Annotated in this window: 23 protein-coding genes; 4 read left to right on the plus strand and 19 right to left on the minus strand. The window is 55.4% G+C overall.

The features are described from left to right. Positions 1-38: 38 nt before the first annotated feature. The 13 genes from rpoS to cysG all read right to left on the minus strand — a co-directional run bounded on the left by rpoS (position 39) and on the right by cysG (position 11,118). Positions 39-1,031, minus strand: a complete 993-nt coding sequence (gene rpoS, locus ACMVME_RS20690; protein WP_013098493.1) for an RNA polymerase sigma factor RpoS — start codon at positions 1,029-1,031, stop codon at positions 39-41. A gap of 59 nt (positions 1,032-1,090) precedes the next feature. Continuing rightward, a complete protein-coding gene (gene nlpD / locus ACMVME_RS20695) occupies positions 1,091-2,215 on the minus strand; it encodes a murein hydrolase activator NlpD (protein WP_047356679.1) in 1,125 nt (374 codons plus the stop codon). 116 nt (positions 2,216-2,331) lie between these two features. Further along, on the minus strand, positions 2,332-2,958 hold the full coding sequence (locus ACMVME_RS20700) for a protein-L-isoaspartate(D-aspartate) O-methyltransferase (RefSeq protein WP_020883820.1): 627 nt from the start codon (positions 2,956-2,958) through the stop codon (positions 2,332-2,334). Further along, positions 2,952-3,713, minus strand: a complete 762-nt coding sequence (surE, locus tag ACMVME_RS20705; RefSeq protein ID WP_020883819.1) for a 5'/3'-nucleotidase SurE — start codon at positions 3,711-3,713, stop codon at positions 2,952-2,954. The genes ACMVME_RS20700 and surE overlap by 7 nt, the downstream gene beginning before the upstream one ends. Then, on the minus strand, positions 3,694-4,743 hold the full coding sequence (truD, locus tag ACMVME_RS20710; protein WP_414743492.1) for a tRNA pseudouridine(13) synthase TruD: 1,050 nt from the start codon (positions 4,741-4,743) through the stop codon (positions 3,694-3,696). The genes surE and truD overlap by 20 nt, the downstream gene beginning before the upstream one ends. After that, positions 4,740-5,219 carry a 2-C-methyl-D-erythritol 2,4-cyclodiphosphate synthase gene (gene ispF / locus ACMVME_RS20715; protein ID WP_014171394.1) on the minus strand — a complete coding sequence of 160 codons (480 nt, stop codon included), beginning with the start codon at positions 5,217-5,219 and terminating at the stop codon, positions 4,740-4,742. Before ispF ends, truD begins: the two co-directional genes overlap by 4 nt. Beyond that, positions 5,219-5,929, minus strand: a complete 711-nt coding sequence (gene ispD / locus ACMVME_RS20720; protein WP_032680391.1) for a 2-C-methyl-D-erythritol 4-phosphate cytidylyltransferase — start codon at positions 5,927-5,929, stop codon at positions 5,219-5,221. Before ispD ends, ispF begins: the two co-directional genes overlap by 1 nt. A gap of 19 nt (positions 5,930-5,948) precedes the next feature. Then, entirely contained in the window at positions 5,949-6,260 is a 312-nt protein-coding gene (gene ftsB, locus ACMVME_RS20725) for a cell division protein FtsB (RefSeq protein ID WP_008499609.1), read from the minus strand. Positions 6,261-6,426: 166 nt separating this feature from the next. Continuing rightward, positions 6,427-6,753 carry a DUF3561 family protein gene (locus ACMVME_RS20730; RefSeq protein WP_014171396.1) on the minus strand — a complete coding sequence of 109 codons (327 nt, stop codon included), beginning with the start codon at positions 6,751-6,753 and terminating at the stop codon, positions 6,427-6,429. Positions 6,754-6,811: 58 nt separating this feature from the next. Next, positions 6,812-7,417 carry an adenylyl-sulfate kinase gene (gene cysC / locus ACMVME_RS20735; RefSeq protein WP_014171397.1) on the minus strand — a complete coding sequence of 202 codons (606 nt, stop codon included), beginning with the start codon at positions 7,415-7,417 and terminating at the stop codon, positions 6,812-6,814. Then, positions 7,417-8,841 carry a sulfate adenylyltransferase subunit CysN gene (cysN, locus tag ACMVME_RS20740; RefSeq protein WP_014171398.1) on the minus strand — a complete coding sequence of 475 codons (1,425 nt, stop codon included), beginning with the start codon at positions 8,839-8,841 and terminating at the stop codon, positions 7,417-7,419. The genes cysC and cysN overlap by 1 nt, the downstream gene beginning before the upstream one ends. Positions 8,842-8,850: 9 nt before the next feature. Further along, positions 8,851-9,759 carry a sulfate adenylyltransferase subunit CysD gene (cysD, locus tag ACMVME_RS20745; RefSeq protein ID WP_022649190.1) on the minus strand — a complete coding sequence of 303 codons (909 nt, stop codon included), beginning with the start codon at positions 9,757-9,759 and terminating at the stop codon, positions 8,851-8,853. 9 nt (positions 9,760-9,768) lie between these two features. Next, positions 9,769-11,118 (minus strand): siroheme synthase CysG, encoded by a 1,350-nt coding sequence (gene cysG, locus ACMVME_RS20750; protein ID WP_217493744.1) that lies wholly within the window; start codon positions 11,116-11,118, stop codon positions 9,769-9,771. 246 nt (positions 11,119-11,364) lie between these two features. Between cysG and ACMVME_RS20755 the strand changes: the two genes are divergently transcribed. Further along, positions 11,365-12,408, plus strand: coding sequence for an aminopeptidase (locus ACMVME_RS20755; RefSeq protein ID WP_032678868.1), 1,044 nt, complete (start codon positions 11,365-11,367; stop codon positions 12,406-12,408). Positions 12,409-12,462: 54 nt separating this feature from the next. Here the strand turns inward: ACMVME_RS20755 and cysH are convergent, their stop codons facing one another. From cysH to cysJ, 3 genes are read right to left on the minus strand one after another with little or no spacing between them, the layout of a single operon-like run. Then, positions 12,463-13,197 carry a phosphoadenosine phosphosulfate reductase gene (gene cysH, locus ACMVME_RS20760; RefSeq protein WP_014171401.1) on the minus strand — a complete coding sequence of 245 codons (735 nt, stop codon included), beginning with the start codon at positions 13,195-13,197 and terminating at the stop codon, positions 12,463-12,465. Positions 13,198-13,212: 15 nt separating this feature from the next. Then, positions 13,213-14,925 (minus strand): assimilatory sulfite reductase (NADPH) hemoprotein subunit, encoded by a 1,713-nt coding sequence (gene cysI / locus ACMVME_RS20765; protein WP_014171402.1) that lies wholly within the window; start codon positions 14,923-14,925, stop codon positions 13,213-13,215. Continuing rightward, positions 14,925-16,730: an NADPH-dependent assimilatory sulfite reductase flavoprotein subunit gene (cysJ, locus tag ACMVME_RS20770; protein WP_032678869.1), complete on the minus strand. Its 1,806-nt coding sequence runs from the start codon at positions 16,728-16,730 to the stop codon at positions 14,925-14,927. Before cysJ ends, cysI begins: the two co-directional genes overlap by 1 nt. Positions 16,731-17,036: 306 nt before the next feature. Between cysJ and queD the strand changes: the two genes are divergently transcribed. After that, the gene (gene queD, locus ACMVME_RS20775; RefSeq protein WP_014171404.1) at positions 17,037-17,399 is read left to right on the plus strand and encodes a 6-carboxytetrahydropterin synthase QueD; all 363 of its coding nucleotides are present in this window, start codon (positions 17,037-17,039) and stop codon (positions 17,397-17,399) included. Between the two features lie 28 nt (positions 17,400-17,427). Here queD and queE read toward each other — a convergent pair whose 3' ends face one another. From queE to ACMVME_RS20790, 3 genes are read right to left on the minus strand one after another with little or no spacing between them, the layout of a single operon-like run. Further along, positions 17,428-18,099, minus strand: coding sequence for a 7-carboxy-7-deazaguanine synthase QueE (gene queE, locus ACMVME_RS20780; protein ID WP_020883810.1), 672 nt, complete (start codon positions 18,097-18,099; stop codon positions 17,428-17,430). Positions 18,100-18,153: 54 nt separating this feature from the next. Beyond that, the gene (locus ACMVME_RS20785) at positions 18,154-18,861 is read right to left on the minus strand and encodes an N-acetylmannosamine-6-phosphate 2-epimerase (protein WP_049022837.1); all 708 of its coding nucleotides are present in this window, start codon (positions 18,859-18,861) and stop codon (positions 18,154-18,156) included. Continuing rightward, positions 18,861-20,420, minus strand: a complete 1,560-nt coding sequence (locus ACMVME_RS20790) for a maltose/glucose-specific PTS transporter subunit IIC (RefSeq protein WP_020883808.1) — start codon at positions 20,418-20,420, stop codon at positions 18,861-18,863. The genes ACMVME_RS20785 and ACMVME_RS20790 overlap by 1 nt, the downstream gene beginning before the upstream one ends. A gap of 166 nt (positions 20,421-20,586) precedes the next feature. Between ACMVME_RS20790 and ACMVME_RS20795 the strand changes: the two genes are divergently transcribed. Together ACMVME_RS20795 and ACMVME_RS20800 are read left to right on the plus strand one after the other, a co-directional pair. Beyond that, complete coding sequence (locus ACMVME_RS20795) at positions 20,587-21,411, plus strand: MurR/RpiR family transcriptional regulator (RefSeq protein ID WP_020883807.1); 825 nt, start codon at positions 20,587-20,589, stop codon at positions 21,409-21,411. 359 nt (positions 21,412-21,770) lie between these two features. Continuing rightward, complete coding sequence (locus ACMVME_RS20800; protein WP_020883806.1) at positions 21,771-22,880, plus strand: SDR family oxidoreductase; 1,110 nt, start codon at positions 21,771-21,773, stop codon at positions 22,878-22,880. Positions 22,881-22,900: the final 20 nt, after the last annotated feature.

Consider the following 22,900-nt stretch of genomic DNA (forward strand, 5'->3'; position numbering starts at 1 on the left):
GCCCGTCTCACGACGGGCCTTTTTTGATGAAAGATTGCTTATTCGCGGAACAGCGCTTCGATATTCAGACCTTGTCCCTGCAGGATTTCACGCAGGCGACGCAGACCTTCAACCTGAATCTGACGAACACGTTCACGGGTCAGGCCAATTTCGCGGCCGACGTCTTCCAGTGTTGCAGCTTCATACCCCAGTAAACCGAAACGACGTGCCAGCACTTCACGCTGTTTGGCGTTCAGTTCGAACAGCCATTTGACGATGCTCTGTTTCATGTCATCGTCCTGCGTGGTGTCTTCCGGACCGTTGTCTTTTTCATCGGCCAGGATGTCCAGCAGCGCTTTTTCGGAGTCGCCACCCAACGGGGTGTCAACGGAGGTAATGCGCTCGTTGAGACGCAGCATACGGCTTACGTCATCAACCGGTTTATCAAGTTGTTCGGCGATCTCTTCCGCGCTTGGCTCGTGGTCCAGTTTATGGGACAACTCGCGCGCAGTACGCAGATAGACGTTCAACTCTTTGACGATGTGAATCGGCAGGCGAATCGTACGGGTTTGGTTCATAATCGCCCGTTCGATGGTCTGACGAATCCACCAGGTCGCGTAGGTTGAGAAACGGAACCCGCGTTCCGGGTCAAACTTCTCAACTGCGCGGATGAGACCTAAGTTGCCCTCTTCAATCAGGTCCAGCAGAGCCAGACCTCGATTGCCGTAACGACGGGCAATTTTCACGACCAGACGCAAGTTACTTTCAATCATGCGACGGCGCGAGGCAACATCACCACGCAAAGCACGACGTGCGAAATAGACTTCTTCTTCGGCCGTTAACAGTGGGGAGTAACCAATCTCCCCAAGGTAAAGCTGAGTCGCGTCCAGTACACGCTGTGTGGCGCCCTGCGATAACAGCTCTTCTTCAGCCAAATCGTTATCACTGGGTTCCTCTTCTACTAAGGCTTTTTCATCAAAAGCCTCTGCTCCGTTCTCATCAAATTCCGCATCTTCATTTAAATCATGAACTTTCAGCGTATTCTGACTCATAAGGTGGCTCCTACCCGTGATCCCTGAACGAGACACCCTGGCTGGCATGCCCCGTCAACTTATCGCTGCGGCAAATACTGCAGCGGGTTTACGGATTTCCCCTTGTAACGAATTTCAAAATGCAAGCGTGTAGAACTGGTGCCGGTGCTACCCATGGTAGCGATTTTTTGCCCCGCCTTAACTTCTTGTTGTTCCCGGACCAGCATTGTGTCGTTATGGGCGTAGGCACTCAGGTAATCATCGTTATGTTTGATGATAATAAGATTACCGTAACCGCGCAGAGCGTTACCGGCATATACAACACGACCGTCTGCGGTCGCGATAATAGCCTGTCCCTTATTCCCTGCGATATCGATCCCTTTATTTCCTCCCTCAGAGGAAGAGAAGTTTTCGATAACCTTGCCGTCAGTTGGCCAGCGCCATGCAGAAATTGGCGAACTGGAGGTCATACTGCTGGCAGTCGGTTCAGTAGAGCTAACCACAGGTGCCGTAGTGGGTGCTGTGACAGCAGTCGCAGTCCCTTTATTATTCGGCAACATTTTGTTAGCAGTCTGATCACCTGAATCCTCAGAATACGTAATTACCGGTTGTGAAGCAACCACCGTGGTGGATTTTTGTGCAGGCTTAACGCTGTTATTTTGCGCAGTGACATCGGCCGCTGAAACGGTGTTGCCAGGCGTGAGCGGCGTACCCGTCGCATTGCCCACCTGAAGCGTCTGGCCGACTTCCAGACCATACGGGGCCTGGACGTTATTACGCTGCGCCAGGTCACGGAAATCGTTCCCGGTGATCCACGCAATATAGAACAGCGTATCGCCGCGTTTTACGGTATAGGTGCTCCCACCGGTATAGCTACCTTTCGGAATGTTCCCATACTGGCGGTTATACACTATGCGGCCATTTTGAGTCTGCACAGGGTGTTCCACTGGCTGAACCTGAGTTGGCTGCGTAACAGGAGGCTGCATTGGCTGAATGGGCGGATTTTGTTGCGCCGCAGCAGTGCCCATTTTAGGCGGAGGCGTGATCAACATTCCGCTGGACGTGTTACCCGAGCTGCTGGATCCCCCCACGGAACTGACGGGCGCAGGTGCATTATTAGAACTTGTACAGCCTGCCAGCCAGAGCGAAACCAGTGATAATGCCGCAACACGGCTGATGGTGAATTTAGGGCTTCCCGCGCTCATTTATCCCCCAGGAATGTGTTAACTACCAGTGACTTAAAATTTACCGTGATGACACGAATCTTTCGCGCCACACCATACGCTGAATTTGCCTTAATAACCCTGGATAATTCTGAGTCTCAGGCCAACTCCCCCTTTACCAGAGGAACAAAGCGCACGGCTTCCACGGTATCGATAATAAACTCGCCGCCACGCCGACGAACGCGCTTCAGGAGCTGTTGCTCGTCCCCGACAGGCAGAACAAGAATGCCGCCTTCATCCAGCTGCGATAACAGAGCAGCGGGAATTTCAGGTGGAGCAGCCGTCACGATGATCGCGTCAAACGGGGCGCGTGCCTGCCAACCCTGCCATCCATCACCGTGTCGTGTCGAAACGTTATGTAAATCAAGTTGTTTCAGGCGACGACGCGCCTGCCACTGCAAACCTTTAATACGCTCAACGGAGCAAACATGGTGCACCAGATGCGCCAGGATCGCGGTTTGGTACCCCGACCCGGTGCCAATTTCCAGCACGCGCGAATGGGGCGTGAGCTCCAGCAGCTCCGTCATACGCGCCACCATGTAAGGCTGTGAAATCGTCTGACCCTGCCCGATAGGCAGCGCCACGTTTTCCCACGCTTTGTGTTCAAACGCCTCGTCTACAAATTTCTCACGCGGCACCTGGGCGAGCGCGTCGAGCACATGCTCGTCGCGGATCCCCTGAGCGCGTAGCTGTTCCAGAAGAGTTTGTACACGTTTGCTTACCATTGCGCGTTCACTCCTGCGCGATCCAGCCAACCCGACACCACATCATGCGCACTATACGCGGTTAAATCTACATGCAGTGGCGTAACCGAGACATATCCTTCATCAACGGCGGCAAAGTCGGTATCCGGTCCGGCGTCACACTTGTCGCCAGGAGGACCAATCCAGTAAAGCGTATTGCCGCGCGGATCCTGCTGCGGGATCACCTGGTCAGCCGGGTGTCGGCTTCCGCAACGCGTTACGCGAATGCCTTTGATTTCACTCAGCGGCAGATCCGGCACGTTAATATTGAGGATGCGCCCGGTACGCAGCGGCTCGCGATTGAGCGCCCGCAGGAGAGAACAGGTCACCGCTGCCGCCGTGTCGTAGTGCGTGTGGCCGTTTAACGAAACGGCCAGTGCAGGGAACCCCAGATGGCGCCCTTCCATGGCGGCGGCCACGGTTCCGGAGTAAATCACATCGTCGCCAAGATTGGGCCCGGCGTTAATACCGGAGACGACGATGTCCGGGCGCGGGCGCATCAGCGCGTTCACGCCCAGAAAAACGCAGTCGGTCGGCGTGCCCATCTGGACGGCGATATCACCATTTTCGAAGGTAAAGGTGCGAAGCGACGACTCCAGCGTCAGAGAGTTAGACGCTCCACTGCGGTTACGATCGGGTGCCACGACCTGCACTTCCGCAAATTCGCGAAGGTGTTTCGCCAGGGTCTGTATACCCGGCGCATGGATCCCGTCATCGTTACTCAGCAATATTCGCATAATCACCCGACGTGTTGATAAGTTCCCTGACAACACTGGTGGCAAAGCTACCTGCCGGCAGCCAGAAGCGTAACTCGACGGTTACATCGTCCCACCAGTTCCAGCTCAACTGTTGCGGATAGAGCAGCATCGCACGGCGTGCCGCCTCGACTTTTTCCCGCACCAGCAATGTTTGTAATGCCTGCATATCAGCGACGGCAGACTGCTCAGCAGCCAGCGCATCGCCCTGCGTACCCCAGTCGCCCGTGCCGGGCAAGGCTGCGGTAATCATCAGCGTTTGAGTATCCACGCGCGACTGCACATCGGCCATTTCTTCAGCCGTTGCCACAAACCAGCTCCCGCGTCCCGCTAATTGTAGCGCATCGCCGACAACAACTTGATTCGCGTCCGGTTTTTTCAGCCGTTCGCTCACAATCTGATTAAACAACGCACTGCGGGCCGCCGACAACCAAAAACTGCGTTTATTCCTGTCGCGGACCGGGGCATCGCTTTGCGCCCAGCGCAGTGCGCCGAGCAGGTTGCTGCCGCCGATACCAAAGCGCTGTGCGCCAAAATAGTTTGGTACGCCGCACGCGTTGATAGCGTTCAGGCGTTTTTCCACATCATCACGGTCCGAAATCTCGCGCAGTACCAGCGTAAAATGGTTGCCCTTCAACGCGCCCAGACGCAGTTTGCGCTTATGGCGCGCGTATTCCAATATCTTACAGCCCTCAAGCTCAAATTTGCTTAAATCAGGCATCGTATTACCCGGCACGCGCGCGCAGAGCCACTGTTCGGTGACGGCGTGTTTATCTTTCTGCCCGGCAAAGCTCACTTCGCGGGCATGAATTTTGAGAAATTTTGCCAGCGCATCGGCCACAAAACGGGTATTGCAGCCATTTTTCAGAATGCGTACCAGGATATGTTCGCCTTCGCCATCCGGTGCGAATCCCAGGTCTTCCACCACAACAAAATCTTCAGGGCTGGCTTTCAGCAGCCCGTTCCCCTGCGGTTTACCGTGCAGCCAGGTCAGGTTGTCGAAGTCCGTCATTGGCTTGCCTTCACCAGCAGCGCCACGGCCTCACAGGCAATCCCTTCACCACGACCGGTAAAGCCCAGTTTCTCTGTCGTCGTCGCTTTGACGTTAACATCATCCATGTGGCAACCCAGATCTTCTGCAATGAACACACGCATCTGCGGGATATGCGGCAGCATTTTGGGGGCCTGAGCGATGATCGTCACATCCACGTTGCCGAGGGTGTAGCCTTTCGCCTGAATACGACGCCAGGCTTCACGCAGCAGCGCACGGCTGTCCGCACCTTTGAAGGCCGGGTCAGTGTCCGGGAACAGCTTACCGATATCGCCCAGTGCCGCAGCACCCAGCAATGCATCGGTCAGGGCATGTAAAGCTACGTCGCCATCAGAATGCGCAAGCAGCCCTTTTTCATAAGGAATGCGTACGCCGCCAATGATAATTGGGCCTTCTCCGCCAAAGGCGTGTACATCAAAACCGTGTCCAATTCGCATTATGCCTTCTCCTGATGGGTCGAACGGGTAAGATAAAATTCCGCGAGCTGTAAATCTTCCGGACGCGTCACTTTTATATTATCAGCGCGTCCTTCAACCAGCTCAGGATGGAAACCGCAATACTCCAGCGCCGAGGCTTCGTCCGTGATGGTCGCACCTTCTTTAAGCGCACGCATTAAGCAGTCGTGGAGTAATTCTCGGGGGAAAAATTGGGGGGTCAGCGCGTGCCATAAATCGACGCGCTCAACGGTGTGCGCGATAGCCTGCTTGCCCGGCTCAGCGCGCTTCATGGTGTCGCGTACCGGGGCGGCAAGAATACCACCTACCCGGCTGGTTTCGCTAAGCGCCAGCAGGCGCGCAAGGTCATCCTGATGCAGGCACGGACGGGCAGCGTCATGGACCAGAACCCATGGTGCCTCACCGGCGGCCTGAATGCCCGCCAGCACGGAATCGGCACGCTCGGCGCCGCCGTCAACAACGGTAATCTGCGGATGATTTGCCAGCGGTAACTGCGCGAAACGCGCATCACCCGGGCTGATAGCGATAATCACGCGCGTCACCCGCGGATGCGCCAGCAGCGCCGCCACGGAGTGTTCGAGGATCGTTTTATCGCCAATAGAGAGGTATTGCTTGGGACATTCTGTCTGCATGCGCCGGCCAAAACCCGCAGCCGGCACCACGGCGCATACGTCCGAAAAAGTTACTGCCATGTCGTAATCCTGGGCCTGATTATCGATTGTTTTGTGCTGAGCCCTGATTGCGTTTAGACGCATCCGGAACCAGACGATAAAAAGTTTCGCCCGGCTTAGTCATACTGAGTTCATTGCGTGCGCGTTCCTCAATCGCCTCTTGCCCGCCATTGAGGTCATCAATTTCAGCAAAGAGTTGATCGTTTCGCGCCTTAAGTTTGGCGTTTGTTGCCTGCTGAGCCGCGACGTCATCGCTTACCCGGCTATAGTCGTGCAGTCCGTTTTTACCGAACCACAGCGAATATTGCAGCCAGATCAGCAAAGCCAGCAACAGCAGCGTTAGTTTACCCATCCTGCCCCCTGAAAAACGGCATCATCATCCCAAAACGCCCCCAGATCTCTTTGCCGGGGTAACAGAGATGCCGCAACATCGCGGGCAAATGTACCACATTTTTTCCGCAGAATCGCCTTGCTCAATATCGTCACACAGTTGTTTACGGTTTGAATTATGGCTGAAGTTAGCCCATGAGCCACAAAAATAACAGACCAAACATCAGAACCACCGTCACAATCGTGACCACGGTACTGTAAAGAAGTTTGCCGTTAAGCAGCGAGTGCAGCGCAATACCGACGACAACTGCCACAGGCATCAGCGCCAGGAAGAAAGGCCAGGTATAGAGAAAGAAGAACAGCGTATTACCGCCGTAGATAAGAAAAGGGATGCCCAGGGCCAACAACCACGAGACGAAGCCGACTATGGCCCCAGGAAAGGACCAGGTCGTCTCGTCGTCGGTCGCTAACGGCTCCGACCCGGTGGTAATAATGTAGTTCTCACTGTTGCGCATAGCTGATCCTGTGACCGTGACTCATCGTTCGGGAAGACAGCTCCCGAACGATACCGTCTCAGGATCTGATAATATCGTCCCGTCTGAGCAGGTCTAATAATTGGCTTACTAAATTTGTTACCAATTGTTGACCTTCCAGGTGAATTTCAGGCGATTCAGGCGCTTCGTACACCGAGTCAATGCCGGTGAAGTTTCGCAGCTCTCCCGCACGCGCTTTCTTATACAGCCCTTTGGGATCGCGCGCTTCGCAAATTTCCAGCGGCGTATCGACAAACACTTCGATAAAGCGATCCTGCCCGACGCGCTCGCGCACCATCTGGCGTTCGGCACGATGCGGTGAGATAAACGCGGTCAGTACCACTAACCCGGCATCCGCCATCAGGCTGGCCACTTCCCCCACCCTGCGAATATTCTCTTTACGATCGTCGTCGCTGAAGCCCAAATCGCTGCACAGGCCGTGGCGCACATTGTCGCCATCCAGCAGGTAGGTACTAACCCCCTGCTGGTGTAGCGCCTCTTCCAGCGCGCCCGCTACTGTGGATTTACCAGAGCCGGATAGCCCGGTAAACCACAGTACCACACCACGATGACCGTGAAGTTTCTCGCGCTGCGCGACGGTGACCGGATGAGGATGCCAGACGACGTTCTCATCATGGGCGGCCATTACTTGCCTCCCAGCAGATCGCGCGCACCCCAGTGCGGGAAGTGCTTACGCACCAGCGCATTCAGCTCCAGCTCAAAAGCGCTGAACTCAGAGGCTACCGTAGCCTGTTCATTTGGCTCACGCACCATACCGGCACCCACGGTCACGTTGGAGAGGCGATCGATAAAGATCAGCCCACCCGTTACCGGGTTCTGCTGGTAGGGATCCAGCACCAGCGGCTCGTCAAAGGTCACGTCGACCAGACCAATGCCATTCAGCGGCAGTTCGGTGACGTCGCGCTGGGTCAGGTTATTGATGTCCACCTGGAACTGGATACCGTCCACGCGGGCTCGGGTTTTCTTACCCGCGATTTTAATGTCGTAGCTCTGACCGGCGGTCAGCGGTTGTTCAGCCATCCACACCACATCAACGGAAGCCCCCTGCACCGCTGCCAGCGTCTCCTGAGCGTCCACCAGCAGATCGCCGCGGCTGATATCAATTTCATCTTTCAATACCAGCGTGACCGCTTCACCCGCGCCGGCTTGCGGCAGATCGCCATCAAAGGTGACGATACGGCTGATGGTGGATTCCACACCAGACGGCAGAACTTTAACGCGCTGCCCGACCGCCACGGTGCCCGACGCGAGAGTGCCGGAGAAACCGCGGAAATCAAGGTTAGGACGGTTAACGTACTGAACCGGGAAGCGCATCGGCTGGGTGTCGACCACGCGCTGGATCTCCACGGTTTCCAGCACTTCGAGCAGCGTCGGGCCGCTATACCACGGCATGTTGGCGCTCTGGGAAGCCACGTTGTCGCCTTCCAGCGCAGAGAGCGGCACAAAGCGAATATCCAGGTTACCCGGCAGCTGTTCAGCAAACGTCAGGTAACTCTGGCGGATCTCATCAAACTTCTCTTCGCTGAAGTTCACCAGATCCATTTTGTTGACCGCCACCACCAGGTGTTTGATCCCCAGCAACGTGGAGATAAAGCTGTGGCGACGAGTCTGATCCAGTACCCCTTTACGGGCGTCAATCAGCAGGATCGCCAGTTCACAGGTAGACGCACCGGTCGCCATGTTACGGGTGTACTGCTCGTGCCCCGGGGTGTCGGCAATAATAAATTTGCGCTTCTCGGTGGAGAAATAGCGATACGCCACATCAATGGTGATGCCCTGCTCGCGCTCGGCCTGCAGGCCGTCCACCAGCAGCGCCAGGTCGAGTTTCTCGCCCTGGGTACCATGACGTTTACTGTCATTGTGCAGGGAAGAGAGCTGATCTTCGTAAATCTGTCGCGTATCGTGCAGCAGACGGCCGATCAGCGTGCTTTTCCCGTCATCGACGCTGCCGCAGGTCAGAAAGCGCAGCAGGCTTTTGTGTTGTTGCGCGTGCAGATAAGCTTCTACGCCGCCTTCATTGGCAATTTGTTGAGCAATGGTCGTGTTCATGGCGGCTCCTTAGAAATAACCCTGACGTTTCTTCAGCTCCATGGAGCCTGCCTGGTCGCGGTCAATCACGCGGCCCTGTCGCTCACTGGTGGTCGACACCAGCATCTCTTCAATGATCTCCGGCAGCGTCTGCGCACTGGACTCCACGGCACCGGTCAATGGCCAGCAGCCGAGGGTACGGAAACGCACCATCTGTTTTTTGATCACTTCGCCTGGCTGCAGGTTGATGCGATCGTCATCGATCATCATCAGCATGCCGTCACGCTCCAGCACCGGACGTTCAGCGGCCAGGTACAGCGGCACGATCTCGATATTTTCCAGATAGATGTACTGCCAGATATCCAGCTCGGTCCAGTTGGAGAGCGGGAACACGCGAATGCTTTCGCCCTTGTTGATCTGGCCGTTGTAGTTATGCCACAGCTCCGGACGCTGGTTTTTTGGATCCCAGCGGTGGAAGCGGTCGCGGAAAGAGTAGATACGCTCTTTCGCACGGGATTTTTCTTCATCACGGCGTGCGCCGCCGAAGGCCGCGTCAAAACCGTATTTGTTCAGCGCCTGCTTCAGCCCTTCGGTTTTCATGATGTCCGTGTGTTTGGCACTACCGTGCACGAACGGGTTAATGCCCATCGCCACCCCTTCCGGGTTTTTATGCACCAGCAGTTCGCAGCCGTAGGCTTTTGCCGTACGGTCGCGGAATTCATACATTTCACGGAATTTCCAGCCGGTATCAACGTGCAGCAGCGGGAACGGCAGCGTACCCGGGTAAAACGCTTTACGCGCCAGGTGTAGCATCACGCTGGAATCTTTACCGATGGAATACATCATCACCGGGTTAGAGAATTCGGCTGCCACTTCGCGGATAATATGGATACTTTCCGCTTCGAGCTGCCGCAGGTGAGTAAGTCGTTTTTGGTCCATAACCGTTCCTTAAGCCAGATTCACCACAGAGGAGCCAAACCCCTCTGAGTCTGTTGTATGTTGAAACCAGGCGAGTGTGCTGTGCAGGTGCACCACTTCCCCTACCACGATAAGCGCGGGCATAGGGGCCTCTTTCGCCAGGGTGGCAAGATCCTGTAGCGTACCGATAGCCACATGCTGATCGACGCGCGTGCCGCGAGAAATTACGGCGACCGGCGTGGTTGCCTCTCGACCGTGTTGAATAAGTTGTTCACTGATGTCCGCCGCCTTCATCGTGCCCATATAGATAGCCAGCGTCTGACGACTCTGGGCCAGATGCGACCAGTCAAACGGGGTGCTGTCCGCCTTGTAATGGCCCGTGACAAAGGTCACGCTCTGGGCATAATCGCGGTGAGTAAGCGGTATACCGGCGTAGGCCGTCACTGCGGAAGCCGCCGTGATACCCGGGACGACCTGGAACGGCACGCCCGCTTCAGCCGCCGCCTGCAGCTCTTCCCCGCCGCGACCAAAGATAAACGGGTCGCCACCTTTAAGCCGCACCACCGTTTTGCCCGCTTTTGCCGCCGCCACCAGCATCTGGTTGGTGTCATGCTGCGGTACAGAGTGCTCGCCCGCCCGTTTGCCAACGCAGATTTGTTCTGCGTCACGGCGAATCAATTCGCGCACCCCGTCGGTGACCAGATGGTCGTAGAACACCACATCGGCATCCTGAAGCACCTGCAGGCCGCGCAGGGTCAGCAGCCCGGCATCACCCGGCCCCGCACCGACCAGAATGATCTCGCCGCCGCTACTGCCAGGGTTATCCAGCTCATCTTCGAGGATCTGCTGCGCCGCCGTTTCATTTCCGGCATGCATCAGGCTGGCAAATCGGCCGCGGAACACGCGCTCCCAGAAGCGACGGCGTTCCGTCACGCTGTTCAGGCGCGTTTTCAGATGGTTGCGCCAGAAGCTCGCTTTCTCCGCCATCCGCCCAAGGCTGGTAGGCAAAAGCGCTTCGATTTTTTCCCGCAGCACGCGTGCCAGCACCGGCGCGGTCCCGCCGGAGGAGATGGCCACCAGCAATGGCGAACGGTCAACAATCGACGGGAAGATAAACGAACACAGCGGCCGATCGTCCACCACGTTCACCAGACGGTGACGGGCCTGAGCCGCCTCTGAAATACGGCGGTTGAGCTCGCGGTTGTCGGTTGCCGCAATCACCAGCACCACGGTGTCGATTTGCGACTCGTCGAAATCCGCCTCGTCGACTATCCGTACCTGCGCCCCCGCTCGCTGCAGAAACACGATTTTGCGATCGGCAACCTCACCGGTGCCGACTACCAGCACAGGTCTGTCTTTTATCGCGGCAAAAAGGGGCAGATAGTCCACAAGCTACAACTCACTAACAACAAGGAATAGTGGGACTATAGGGGGCGGCTTAGATCGAATGAAATTACGAATTGGAATGAGTAGTTACTCAATGGAATAACGCCGTGGAAAAGCAAAGATCAAAAAGTGCTTAACACGCGAATTTTCGGGCATTTAAGAGCAATTCAAATTGTGTATGGTCGATCACAGTTTCATACTAGGCGGGTTAAAATTTTGCTCTGTTTTTAAGGACTCACTATGTTTTCCGCAACGCGCCACCGTATCGCTGCCCTGGCGCTCGGCGTTTGCTTTATCCTTCCGGCCCAGGCAAAAAATCAGCCCTATGGTGAAATCGCGAATATGCAGGCGCGGCATATTGCGACCGTCTTTCCGGGTCGTATGACCGGCACGCCAGCGGAAATGCTTTCCGCCGATTATATTCGCCAGCAATTTGCTGACATGGGTTACCAGAGCGATATTCGATCGTTTCACAGCCGCTACGTCTATACCTCGCGCAATAAAACAAAAAACTGGCACAACGTGACCGGCAGTACGGTCATTGCGGCGCATGAAGGTAGCGCGGCGGAACAGATCATTATCATGGCGCACCTGGACACCTACGCGCCAATGAGCGACGCCGATACCGACAATAATCTCGGCGGGCTGACGTTACAGGGGCTGGACGATAACGCGGCGGGTCTGGGTGTGATGCTCGAACTGGCAGAGCGAATGAAAGACATTCCAACCCAATACGGGATCCGTTTCGTTGCCACCAGCGGTGAAGAAGAGGGAAAACTTGGCGCGGAGAATCTCCTGAAACGCATGAGTGCCGAGGAGAGGAAAAATACGCTGCTGGTGATTAACCTCGATAACCTGATCGTCGGCGATAAGCTCTATTTCAACAGCGGACAGAGTACGCCGGGTACCGTGCGTAAACTGACGCGCGACCGCGCGCTGGCGATTGCCCGCAGCCATGGGGTGTATGCCACCAGCAACCCGGGCGGGAATCCCGACTATCCTCGCGGAACCGGCTGCTGTAACGATGGTGAAGTGTTCGATAAAGCGGGCATTCCTGTTCTGTACGTGGAAGCCACTAACTGGATGCTGGGTAAGAAAGACGGTTATCAGCAGCGGGTGAAATCGAAGGCTTTCCCGGACGGGACGAGCTGGCATAACGTGCTGCTGGATAATCAGCAGCATATTGATAGCGCACTGCCGCAGCGGATTGAACACCGCAGTCGGGATGTGGTTAAAGTGATGCTGCCGCTGGTGAAAGAGCTGGCAAAAGCAGGGAAAGCGTAGAACAGAACATGTCCCTCACCCTTTGTAAGAGGGTGAGGGAAAAGGGAACAGAATTTACCCTTCGTGCAATCCGCACTCGCGCTTGAGTCCAAAGAATCGCGTCTCTTCTTCCGCCATGCCCGGTTCCCATTTACGCGTGGTATGGGTATCGCCCACTGACAGATAACCCTGGTCCCAGAGCGGGTGGTATTTCAGTCCGTGTTTTTGCAGGTACTGGTAAACCGTACGGTTATCCCAGTCGATGATCGGCAGCACTTTAAACACCCCGCGCTGAACCGCCAGCACCGGGAGCGTGGCGCGGCTTCCGGACTGCTCGCGGCGTAACCCCGCAAACCAGGTCTGCGCGTTAAGCTCTTTCAGCGCCCGGTTCATCGGCTCGACCTTGTTGATCTCATTGTATTTCTCAATGCCCTCAACACCCTGTTCCCACAGCTTGCCATACCGCGCCTCCTGCCAGGCCGCGCTTTGCTCCGCGCGGTAGACTTTCAGGTTCAGCCCGAGCTTGTCCGTCAGCTCATCGATAAACTGGTAGGTTTCCGGGAACAGGTAGCCGGTATCGGTCAGGATCACCGGAATGTCCGGACGAATCTGGTTCACCAGATGCAAACTCACCGCAGCCTGAATACCAAAACTTGACGAGAGCACATAATCACCCGGCAGGTTTTCCAGGGCCCATGCCACGCGGCCTTCGGCGTCGAGCTTTTCAAGCTGCGCATTGGTTTCTGCCAGCGCCAGAATGCGATCGACTTTTGGCAGTTCATTTAGGGCGTTTAGATCGAGTACGGACATAATTACCTCTCGTGTTTACTCCCAGAAATCCCTTGCGGGATCGAGCACCGGGCGAATAATGCCCGCACGCACCGTAAAGTCGCCGAAGCCTTCACCCGCTTCGCGCTCTTTCGCCCAGCGCCCGACAAGCTCGTCGATAGAATCAAGAATTTCCGGCTCGGTGATGTTCTCACGGAACATGCGCGGAATACGCGTTCCGATACGGTTGCCGCCGAGGTGCAGGTTATAGCGACCCGGCGCTTTACCCACCAGACCCAGCTCGGCCAGCATCGCACGGCCACAGCCGTTCGGGCAGCCGGTGACACGCATAACAATATGCTCGTCCGGAATACCGTGTTTTTCCAGAATCGCTTCCACCTTATCGGTGAATGACGGCAGGAAACGCTCTGCTTCCGCCATCGCCAGCGGGCAGGTCGGGAACGACACGCAGGCCATGGAGTTTTCACGCTGAGGCTTCACCGCGTCCATCAACCCATGGTCGCGCGCCAGTTTCTCAATCTTCGCTTTCTGGCTTTCCGGCACGCCGGCAACGATCAGGTTCTGGTTAGCGGTGATACGGAATTCACCTTTATGGATCTTCGCAATTTCCAGCAGACCGGTTTTCAGCGGGCGGCCCGGATAATCAAGAATACGGCCGTTTTCAATAAACAGCGTCAGGTGCCATTTATTGTCGATGCCTTTAACCCAGCCAATACGATCGCCACGTCCCGTAAATTCATACGGACGGATCGGCTCAAACTTAATCCCCGCGCGACGCTCCACTTCCGCTTTGAACGTCTCTACGCCCACGCGCTCCAGGGTGTATTTGGTTTTCGCGTTTTTACGATCCGTACGGTTACCCCAGTCGCGCTGCGTGGTGACTACCGCTTCAGCCACGGCCAGCGTGTGCTCCAGCGGCAGGAAACCAAACTCGCTTGCGGTGCGGGCATAGGTTTTCTTGTTACCGTGTTCGATGGAGAGACCGCCGCCCACCAGCAGGTTAAAGCCCACCAGCTTGCCATTTTCGGCAATCGCCACGAAGTTCATGTCGTTGGCGTGCAGATCGATATCGTTCTGCGGCGGGATCACCACGGTGGTTTTGAACTTACGTGGCAGATAGGTCTGGCCGAGGATCGGTTCTTCGTCGGTGGTGGCCACTTTTTCCTGATCGAGCCAGATCTCCGCATAGGCACGAGTGCGTGGCAGCAGGTGCTCAGAGATCTTCTTCGCCCATTCATAGGCTTCGGCGTGCAGCTCGGACTCGTACGGGTTCGAGGTGCAGAGCACGTTACGGTTCATGTCGTTGGCCGTGGCCAGCGCGTCCAGCCCGACAGAGTGCAGCATCTGGTGTACCGGCTTCACGTTCTTCTTCAGAATGCCGTGGAACTGGAAGGTCTGACGGTTGGTCAGACGGATGCTGCCATAAAGGGTATTTTCACCCGCAAACTTATCGATCGCCTGCCACTGTTTCGTGGTGATCACCCCGCCCGGAAGACGGCAGCGCAGCAGCATCGCATGACGCGGCTCCAGCTTCTGTTCTGCACGTTCGGCGCGGATATCACGGTCGTCCTGCTGATACATACCGTGGAAACGGATCAGCAGAAAGTTGTCGCCTTTAAAGCCGCCGGTGAGACCGTCATTCAGATCTTCAGCAATGGTGCCGCGCAGATAGTTGCTTTCCAGCTTCATGCGCTCGGCGTCTGTCAGTTTACCTTCGACCACCAGTGGCCCTGGATGTTTTTCGCTCATTAGTAGACATCTCGCTGATAACGGCGCTCAACGCGCAGCTCACTTAAAAATTCATCCGCCGTTTCGGCATCCATACCGCCGAATTCGGCAATCACTTCCAGCAATGCCTGCTCAACGTCTTTCGCCATGCGATTGGCGTCGCCGCAGACATAAATGTGGGCACCGTCATTGATCCAGCGCCACAGCTCTGCGCCCTGTTCGCGCAGTTTGTCTTGTACATATACTTTTTCTTGCTGATCGCGGGACCAGGCCAGGTCGATGCGCGTCAGGACGCCTTCTTTGACATAACGCTGCCACTCAACCTGGTAGAGGAAATCTTCCGTAAAGTGCGGGTTGCCGAAGAACAACCAGTTTTTACCCGGCGCCTCATCTGCAGCGCGCTGCTGCATAAAGGCGCGGAATGGCGCAATACCGGTACCCGGCCCAATCATGATGACCGGTGTTTCCGGGTTCGCAGGCAGACGGAAGTTGTCGTTGTGCTCGATAAACACGCGCACTTCACCGTCTTCCTCCACGCGATCGGCCAGGAAGCTTGATGCCCCGCCCGCACGGGCACGGCCTTCGATGTCATAACGCACCACGCCCACGGTGATATGCACTTCGCTCTCCACTTCGGCCTGGGAAGAGGCAATGGAGTAGAGGCGCGGCGTCAGCGGACGCAGCAGGCCAATTAGCGCATCCGCATCCAGCTGTGCCGGAGAGAAACGCACCATATCGACAATCGGCGTCGTCGCGGCGTAATGCTGCAGCTTCGCCTTATCCCCCACCAGAGGCAGCAGCGATTCACTGCGCGTTAAGGTGGCGTAATTTTCAACGATGTTTGGCGTGTTGACCGTCAGCTCGAAATGCCACTGCAGCGCCTCAGAGAGCGGCTGCGTTTTACCGTCGACGGTGACAGGCTCATCGCCTTTCAGCCACAGCAGTTCGACCAGCTCTTTAACCAGCGTCGGATCGTTCTGGTACCAGATCCCAAGTGCATCGCCCGGCTGGTAACGCAGACCGGAATCACCGAGATCGATTTCAATATGCCGCACGTCTTTCTCAGAGTCGCGGCCGGTAATTTTCTGATTAACCGCCAGGCTCGCTGCCAGCGGTGCCTCTTTGGTATACGGGCTGGTGTGAATATCATTGACTGCGCCCGCCGCGGTGACGGCAGCCTGCGCTGGCGTCTCTTTCGGCACGCGCGCTTTCAGCACGTCAACGATGCGCGCACGCCATTCAGCGGCTGCGGTCTGGTATTCCACATCCGCATCAACGCGGTCCAGCAGGCGCTCAGCGCCCAGTTCCGCCAGTTTGCTGTCGAAATCTTTACCGGACTGGCAGAAAAATTCGTAGGAGGTGTCGCCCAGGCCAAACACGGCGAACGCCGTCCCGTTCAGTTTTGGGGCTTTTTTCGAGAACAGGAACTTATGCAGGGCCACCGCTTCTTCTGCCGGCTCACCCTCACCCTGGGTTGAAGCAACCACCACCAGCAGTTTTTCGGACGCGATCTGTTTGAATTTATAGTCCCCGGCGTTCACCAGGTTCACGTTCAGTTTGGCGGCCAGCAGGTCGTCGCGCAGTGCTTCGGCCACACGGCGAGCATTGCCCGTCTGCGAGGCAGAAATCAGGGTAATCGCCGGAATTTCTACCGCAGTTGCCGGTGCAGCAGCCACAGCGCCCGGTTGCTGGTTAAGCATTCCCCAGAAATAGCCGGAGACCCAGGCAAGCTGGGTGGGAGAAAAATCAGAGGTGGCAGCCTGAAGGCGCGCCAGTTGCTCCGGGTTCAGGGGAAGCAAATTTGAAGGTGGGGCCTGTGTTGTCATGCGTCGTTATGTTCCAGTAGCCAAGCGGACTTTAAGCGAATAAATCCAAACTGAAGATAAGGTTAACGGCGAGGATAATAACAATTAAAGAAGGGATGGAAATAATAAATAACCAAATGGACTAACCTGTTTTAGTTATCGTTCTTAACGATAAAAACGATTAACTAACCCATTGAAATTTATTAATAAAACAGTAGTCCTTTCTCGTATGCACCACGTTGCGGCAACAGAGCCGTTTTAGTTAATGATAAAAATTGTGCTTTCCGGTACTATGCGGCGGTTTTTTCCGCATTACTGAGAGCAATAATGTCCACCACACTGTTTAAAGATTTCACCTTCGAAGCCGCCCACCACCTTCCGCATGTTCCTGAAGGGCATAAATGTGGCCGTCTGCACGGGCACTCGTTTATGGTGCGTCTTGAGATAACCGGTGACGTCGATCCGCATACCGGTTGGATCATGGACTTTGCCGAGCTGAAGGCGGCATTCAAGCCGACCTACGATCGTCTGGATCACTACTATCTGAATGATATCCCGGGCCTTGAAAATCCGACCAGTGAAGTGCTGGCTAAATGGATTTGGGATCAGATGAAACCGCAGGTGCCTCTGCTGAGCGCGGTGATGATCAAAGAGACCTGCACCGCGGGCTGTATCTATCGCGGTGAGTAAAAAAAGCCCGGAATATCCGGGCTTTTTTTTAGGCGATGTTCAGGTACTTGTGCGTCTGCATCGACAGCCGCCAGTTGCGGGCAATACAGGTTTCAATACACAGGCGCGTGGCATCCTCTTTCTGGCTGATAGGCTGCAGCGCGATGATCCGCTGCTTTTCATCCGTCAGCGTGGCGAGCAGTTCATCCAGCGCTTCGATATCACGCACGCGGCCAACCGGGTGTTTAATCTCATCAGCACGCTCCAGCGCCTGAGAGAGAACATCGTAGCCGCCGCGCATGTTAACTTTCGGCGAAACCGTCACCCAGGTGGTGTGAGAACAGCGCACTTCATGCGTGCCGCTGGTTTCAATCTGACAGCTGTAGCCGTTCTTTTCGAGCAGCTCGGTCAGTGGCGTCAGGTCGTGGATGCAGGGTTCACCCCCGGTAATCACCACGTGGCGCGCCGTCCAGCCCTGACGGCCAATGATCGCCAGCAGATCTTCTGCACTTCCCGCGCCCCACTTATCGCTCTCTTTGGTTTTAGCCAGAATGCTAAACAGCGACACTTCCCGATCTGCGAGTTTATCCCACGTATGTTTGGTATCACACCAGGCACAGCCAACCGGGCATCCCTGTAATCGAATAAAGATGGCGGGAACGCCGGTAAAGTAACCCTCGCCTTGCAGGGTCTGGAACATCTCGTTAATCGGGTACTGCATAGTCATCTCAGTTAAGGGGATAAACGATAAGTATCGCAGATCCCCGTCAGATGGTCATGCTCCATCGGTGCTTTGAGCGCCAATCGCTGCCATAAACCGCGCAGTAATTTGCTGTGGGCGGGTGATGGCCCCGCCGACAACGACCATAAAGGCACCAAGTTCCAGGCACCTCGCCGCCCGTTCAGGTGTGTCAACGTTGCCTTCGGCCACCACGGGAATGTCGACGGCAGCCAGTACCTCTTTCAGAAATGCGCAGTCATTGTCCGGTAGCGCATGGCCTGCGGTTTCTGTCGTATAACCGTAAAGCGTGGTCCCCACACAATCAAAACCCAGCGCCTGCGCCGTCACGGCCTCTTCTGTTGTGGAAATATCCGCCATCAGGCGTACCGACGGGTACCGCGTGCGGATATGCGCGACCAGCGTCGCCAGGTCTTCGCCGCCAGGGCGCTGTCGCGCAGTCGCATCCAGGGCAATGATTTCCGGAGAAACCGTCATCAGCTCATCCACCTCTTTCATCGTGGCGGTGATAAACACCTCACTATCCGGATAATCGCGTTTGATGATGCCAATAACCGGCAGCGCTACCTGCTGCCTGATGGCTTCGATATCCACCACGCTATTGGCACGGATCGCTGCCGCCCCACCCTGCGCGGCGGCCAGCGCCATTCGTGACATAATAAACGCGCTATGCAGAGGTTCATTCTCCAGCGCCTGGCAGGAGACGACCAGTTTTCCCTTCAGGTTATCCAGTACAGTTTTCATTACGATAAGATCTCTTCCACTTCGTTTTTAATAATCGTGACATGCGGCCCATAAATGACCTGAACACCGTTGCCGCGGACGATAACGCCACGCGCGCCGGTCGCTTTCAGCGCCGATTCATTCACTTTGCTGCCATCCTTCACCGTGACGCGAAGACGCGTCGCGCAGCAGTCCACCTCTTCGAGATTGTCTTTGCCACCTAACCCGGCGATCACCGCAACAGCACGCTCGCTCTGCGAAAAGGTCACTTCATCCGCCATCGCCTCTTTCTCACGCCCCGGCGTGGCAAAATCAAAGCGATTAATCAGATAGCGGAACGTAAAGTAGTAGAGGAAGAACCACGGCACCCCTACCAGCGGCACGAACATCCAGTGGGTTTTGGCCTCGCCCTGGAGAATGCCGAACAGCACGAAGTCGATAAAACCGCCTGAGAAGGTTTGCCCGATAGTGATGTGTAAAATATGGGCGAGCATAAACGCCAGCCCGTCAAACAGGGCGTGAATGACGTACAGCACAGGTGCAACAAAAAGGAATGAGAACTCAATAGGTTCAGTAATTCCCGTCAGGAACGAGGTCAATGCCGCCGAAAGTAACAGCCCCGCGACGCGTTTTTTGTTCTCCGGCTTTGCCGTGTGGTACATCGCGAGGCAGGCACCCAGCAGACCAAACATCATCGTGATGAAACGTCCGGACATGAAACGCGACGTGCCTTCATAAAACTGGCGTGTAGTCGGGTCAGCAAGCTGGGCGAAGAAGATCCGCTGCGTACCTTCTACCAGCTGACCGTTAACGATCTCGCTGCCGCCAAGCGCGGTCGTCCAGAAGGGAAGATAGAAGATGTGGTGTAAACCAAACGGCCCGAGCATGCGCAAAATGAAACCGTACAGCATAGTCCCCAGATAACCGGTGGCATCCACAAGCCCGCCCAGACCGAAGATCAGCTTCTGGAAATGCGGCCAGATGACGGTCATTAATGCCCCGACAAGTATTGCCGCCAGCGAGCTGACGATCGGTACAAAACGTGAACCGCCAAAGAAACCCAGGAACTGCGGAAGCGCAATCTTATTGAACCGATGATGTAACGCGCAGGTCACAAGCCCGATGACGACCCCACCAAATACGCCGGTTTCCAGCGTCTGGATCCCCAGCGTCATTCCCTGCCCTACGGCACCCGGGTTCTCAAGCGCCAGTTTTCCGGTCAGGATCAGCAGCGCATTGATGGTGGCATTCATCACCAGAAAAGCGAGCAATGCCGCCAGCCCCGCGGTTCCTTTATCATTTTTTGCCAGCCCGACGGCGACCCCGACAGCAAACAGCACCGAGAGGTTGGCGAACACAATCGAACCGGCACTGCTCATAATGGTAAAGATGGCCTGCAGCCACGCAACATCTAAAAACGGGTAGGCCGTGAGGGTATTGGGGTTTGATAACGCGCCTCCAATCCCCAGCAACAAACCCGCCGCGGGCAAGACGGCGATGGGCAACATAAATGATTTGCCAAAGCGCTGCGCTTTCTCAAACCATCCGCCAGAAGAAGCCCCACTGAACATTTGCATCATTTTTTCATCCCCTCGTGTATAGATGAAAATTTTTACCACATTAATTATTAATAGTGAAAATTATCATCAATAACCAGGAGGACGATCATACTTTTTCGAAATGACTGGCATCTTTCCCCCGCTTTCCGCCACACTAGTCGACAGAAGAATGCATTAAGGATCTCGCATGTCAGACCATGAAAACCTGCTGCTGAAGCTACGCCAGGAGGCTTCCGGGTACAGCCCAACACAACGAAAACTGGGTGAGTTTGTCCTCAACGATCCTGCCCGGGTGCTTTACCTGACGATCACTGAGCTGGCGCGCGAAAGTCATACCAGCGAGGCCAGCGTGACGCGTCTTTGCCGCACGCTGGGCTGTAAGGGGTACACGGAATTCAAAATGGCACTTGCGCTGGACATTCAGCAGGGTCAGCCAGAGCGTCAGGCCGGGGATGAAATTGATAGCGTAGTGGAAGAGTCTGTACAGGCTCTGCAGGATACCGCCAGACTGCTCGACAGAGCGCTGCTGGAAAAGGCGGCGCAGGCACTGCATCAGGCGCAGTCAGTCCAGATTTATGGGGTCGCTGCCAGTGCGATCCTCGGCGAGTATCTGCATTATAAGCTGTTGCGCCTGGGCAAACCTGTGCAGCTCTTCAGCGATATGCACCGTGCAGCCATGAATGCGACCACCCTCTCTAAAGCGTCGCTGGTGGTAGCCATCTCCAGTTCAGGCTCAACGCGGGATTTACTTCACGTCGTAAAACTTGCGCGCAAACGTGGCGTCCCCGTGCTGGCGCTCAGCAATACGCCGCGTAGCCCGCTGGCGTCCCTGAGCGATATGCTACTGGTTGCAGCCAAACCCGAGGGGCCTCTTAGCGCAGGCGCACTCAATGCCAAAGTGGGCGTTATGTTGCTGGTCGAGTTGCTTACCCACTCCCTTATTGCAATAGACGGTCATTACGGCGAGGTCAGCCAACAAACCGCCAGCGCAACGCTTCCGCTGTTGCTGTAAAAAACCTTCGCAGGCTATATATCAATAGCCTGCGAGTTCGTTATTTTAAGTGTACTTAAGCATCCGTTAAATTATTTACCGCATCAATGAATGATGTTACAAAGTATTTTTATAATTACATTTTGACTTAATATTCCCACGACACAGGAAGCACATTAATAATATATAAATCAGTAATTTAAAATAAATATCTTTATAAATTGAATTTTCTTCCCTCCTGCAATGTCCAATCTCACCCCCTGAATTCCTTACCTTAAAATAAGCTTAAGAAACGGTAAGGCTGCCCATTTTTTTATTTAAACGCCGTTTACTTTCGCCCGCCTACAATCCGCCTCATCAATCATAATGAGACGGTATCAATGAAAACCTTACTGATTACAGGCGTGACCGGATTTCTGGGTGGTGCAGTACTTGAAAAAATCCTGACCGGCGAAAGCGCCGTAAATTTACTTCTGCTTGCGCGCGCCAGTGACCCGCAAGGTGGGCTGGCGCGAGTGCAGGAGAATATGCGTAAGTTCAACGTGCCTGAGCATGCACTGGCCTCGCTGAGCGTGGAGAATATCCTCATTGGTGATCTCAGCCAGCCGGAAGCCTTCCTGAACGATCCGCGCCTTGAACAGGTGACGCATGTCGTTAACTGCGCGGCCGTCGCGTCATTTGGCAACAACCCGCTTATCTGGAAGGTGAACGTCGAGGGAACCCTGGCGCTGGCGCGCCGCATGGAACGGGTGTCGACCCTACAGCGCTTCCTGCACGTTGGCACGGCGATGTCCTGCACGCCGGAGCAGGATTCGCTGGTCGCCGAAAGTGCAGAATTCAGAGAGAACGCCGAGCATCTGGTGGAATATACCTATTCGAAATCCACCATTGAACAGCTGATGCGCCAGCACTGTCCTGACCTGCCGCTGCTCATCGCCCGCCCGTCTATCGTCGTCGGCCATACCCGTCACGGCTGCACACCTTCAAGCAGTATTTTCTGGGTCTTTAGCATGGGGTTAATGCTGCAAAAATTCATGTGTTCGATGGAAGACAAAATCGATGTCGTTCCGGTGGACTATTGTGCCGACGCGCTGTTAATGCTGCTTACCAGTAATGCACGTTCAGGGGAAGTGGTACATATTTCTGCCGGGGAAGAGAACAGCGTTCGCTTTGCTGATATTGATAAGGCAATGGCGCAGGCGCTGGAGAAAGCCCCTGTCGGAGATCGATACGCCCAGGTGAGTTACGAAACGCTGGTCAGAATGCGCCGCGAACTGAAGGATATTTTTGGGCCGTGCAACGAGCGCCTGATGCTGAAAGCAATGCGTTTATACGGTGCTTTTGCCACACTCAACGTGCGCTTCAGCAATGATAAGCTGCTTAGCATGGGCATGCCTAAGCCACCCCGCTTTACGGACTATATTGCCCGCTGCGTGCAAACCACTCAGGGGCTGACCATTCCGGAACAAATGGCGGTCGATTTTAAATAGCCTAAAAAATGCCAGTCTTG

Source organism: Enterobacter cloacae complex sp. 2024EL-00711 (assembly GCF_047529885.1).
GTDB lineage: Bacteria > Pseudomonadota > Gammaproteobacteria > Enterobacterales > Enterobacteriaceae > Enterobacter > Enterobacter ludwigii.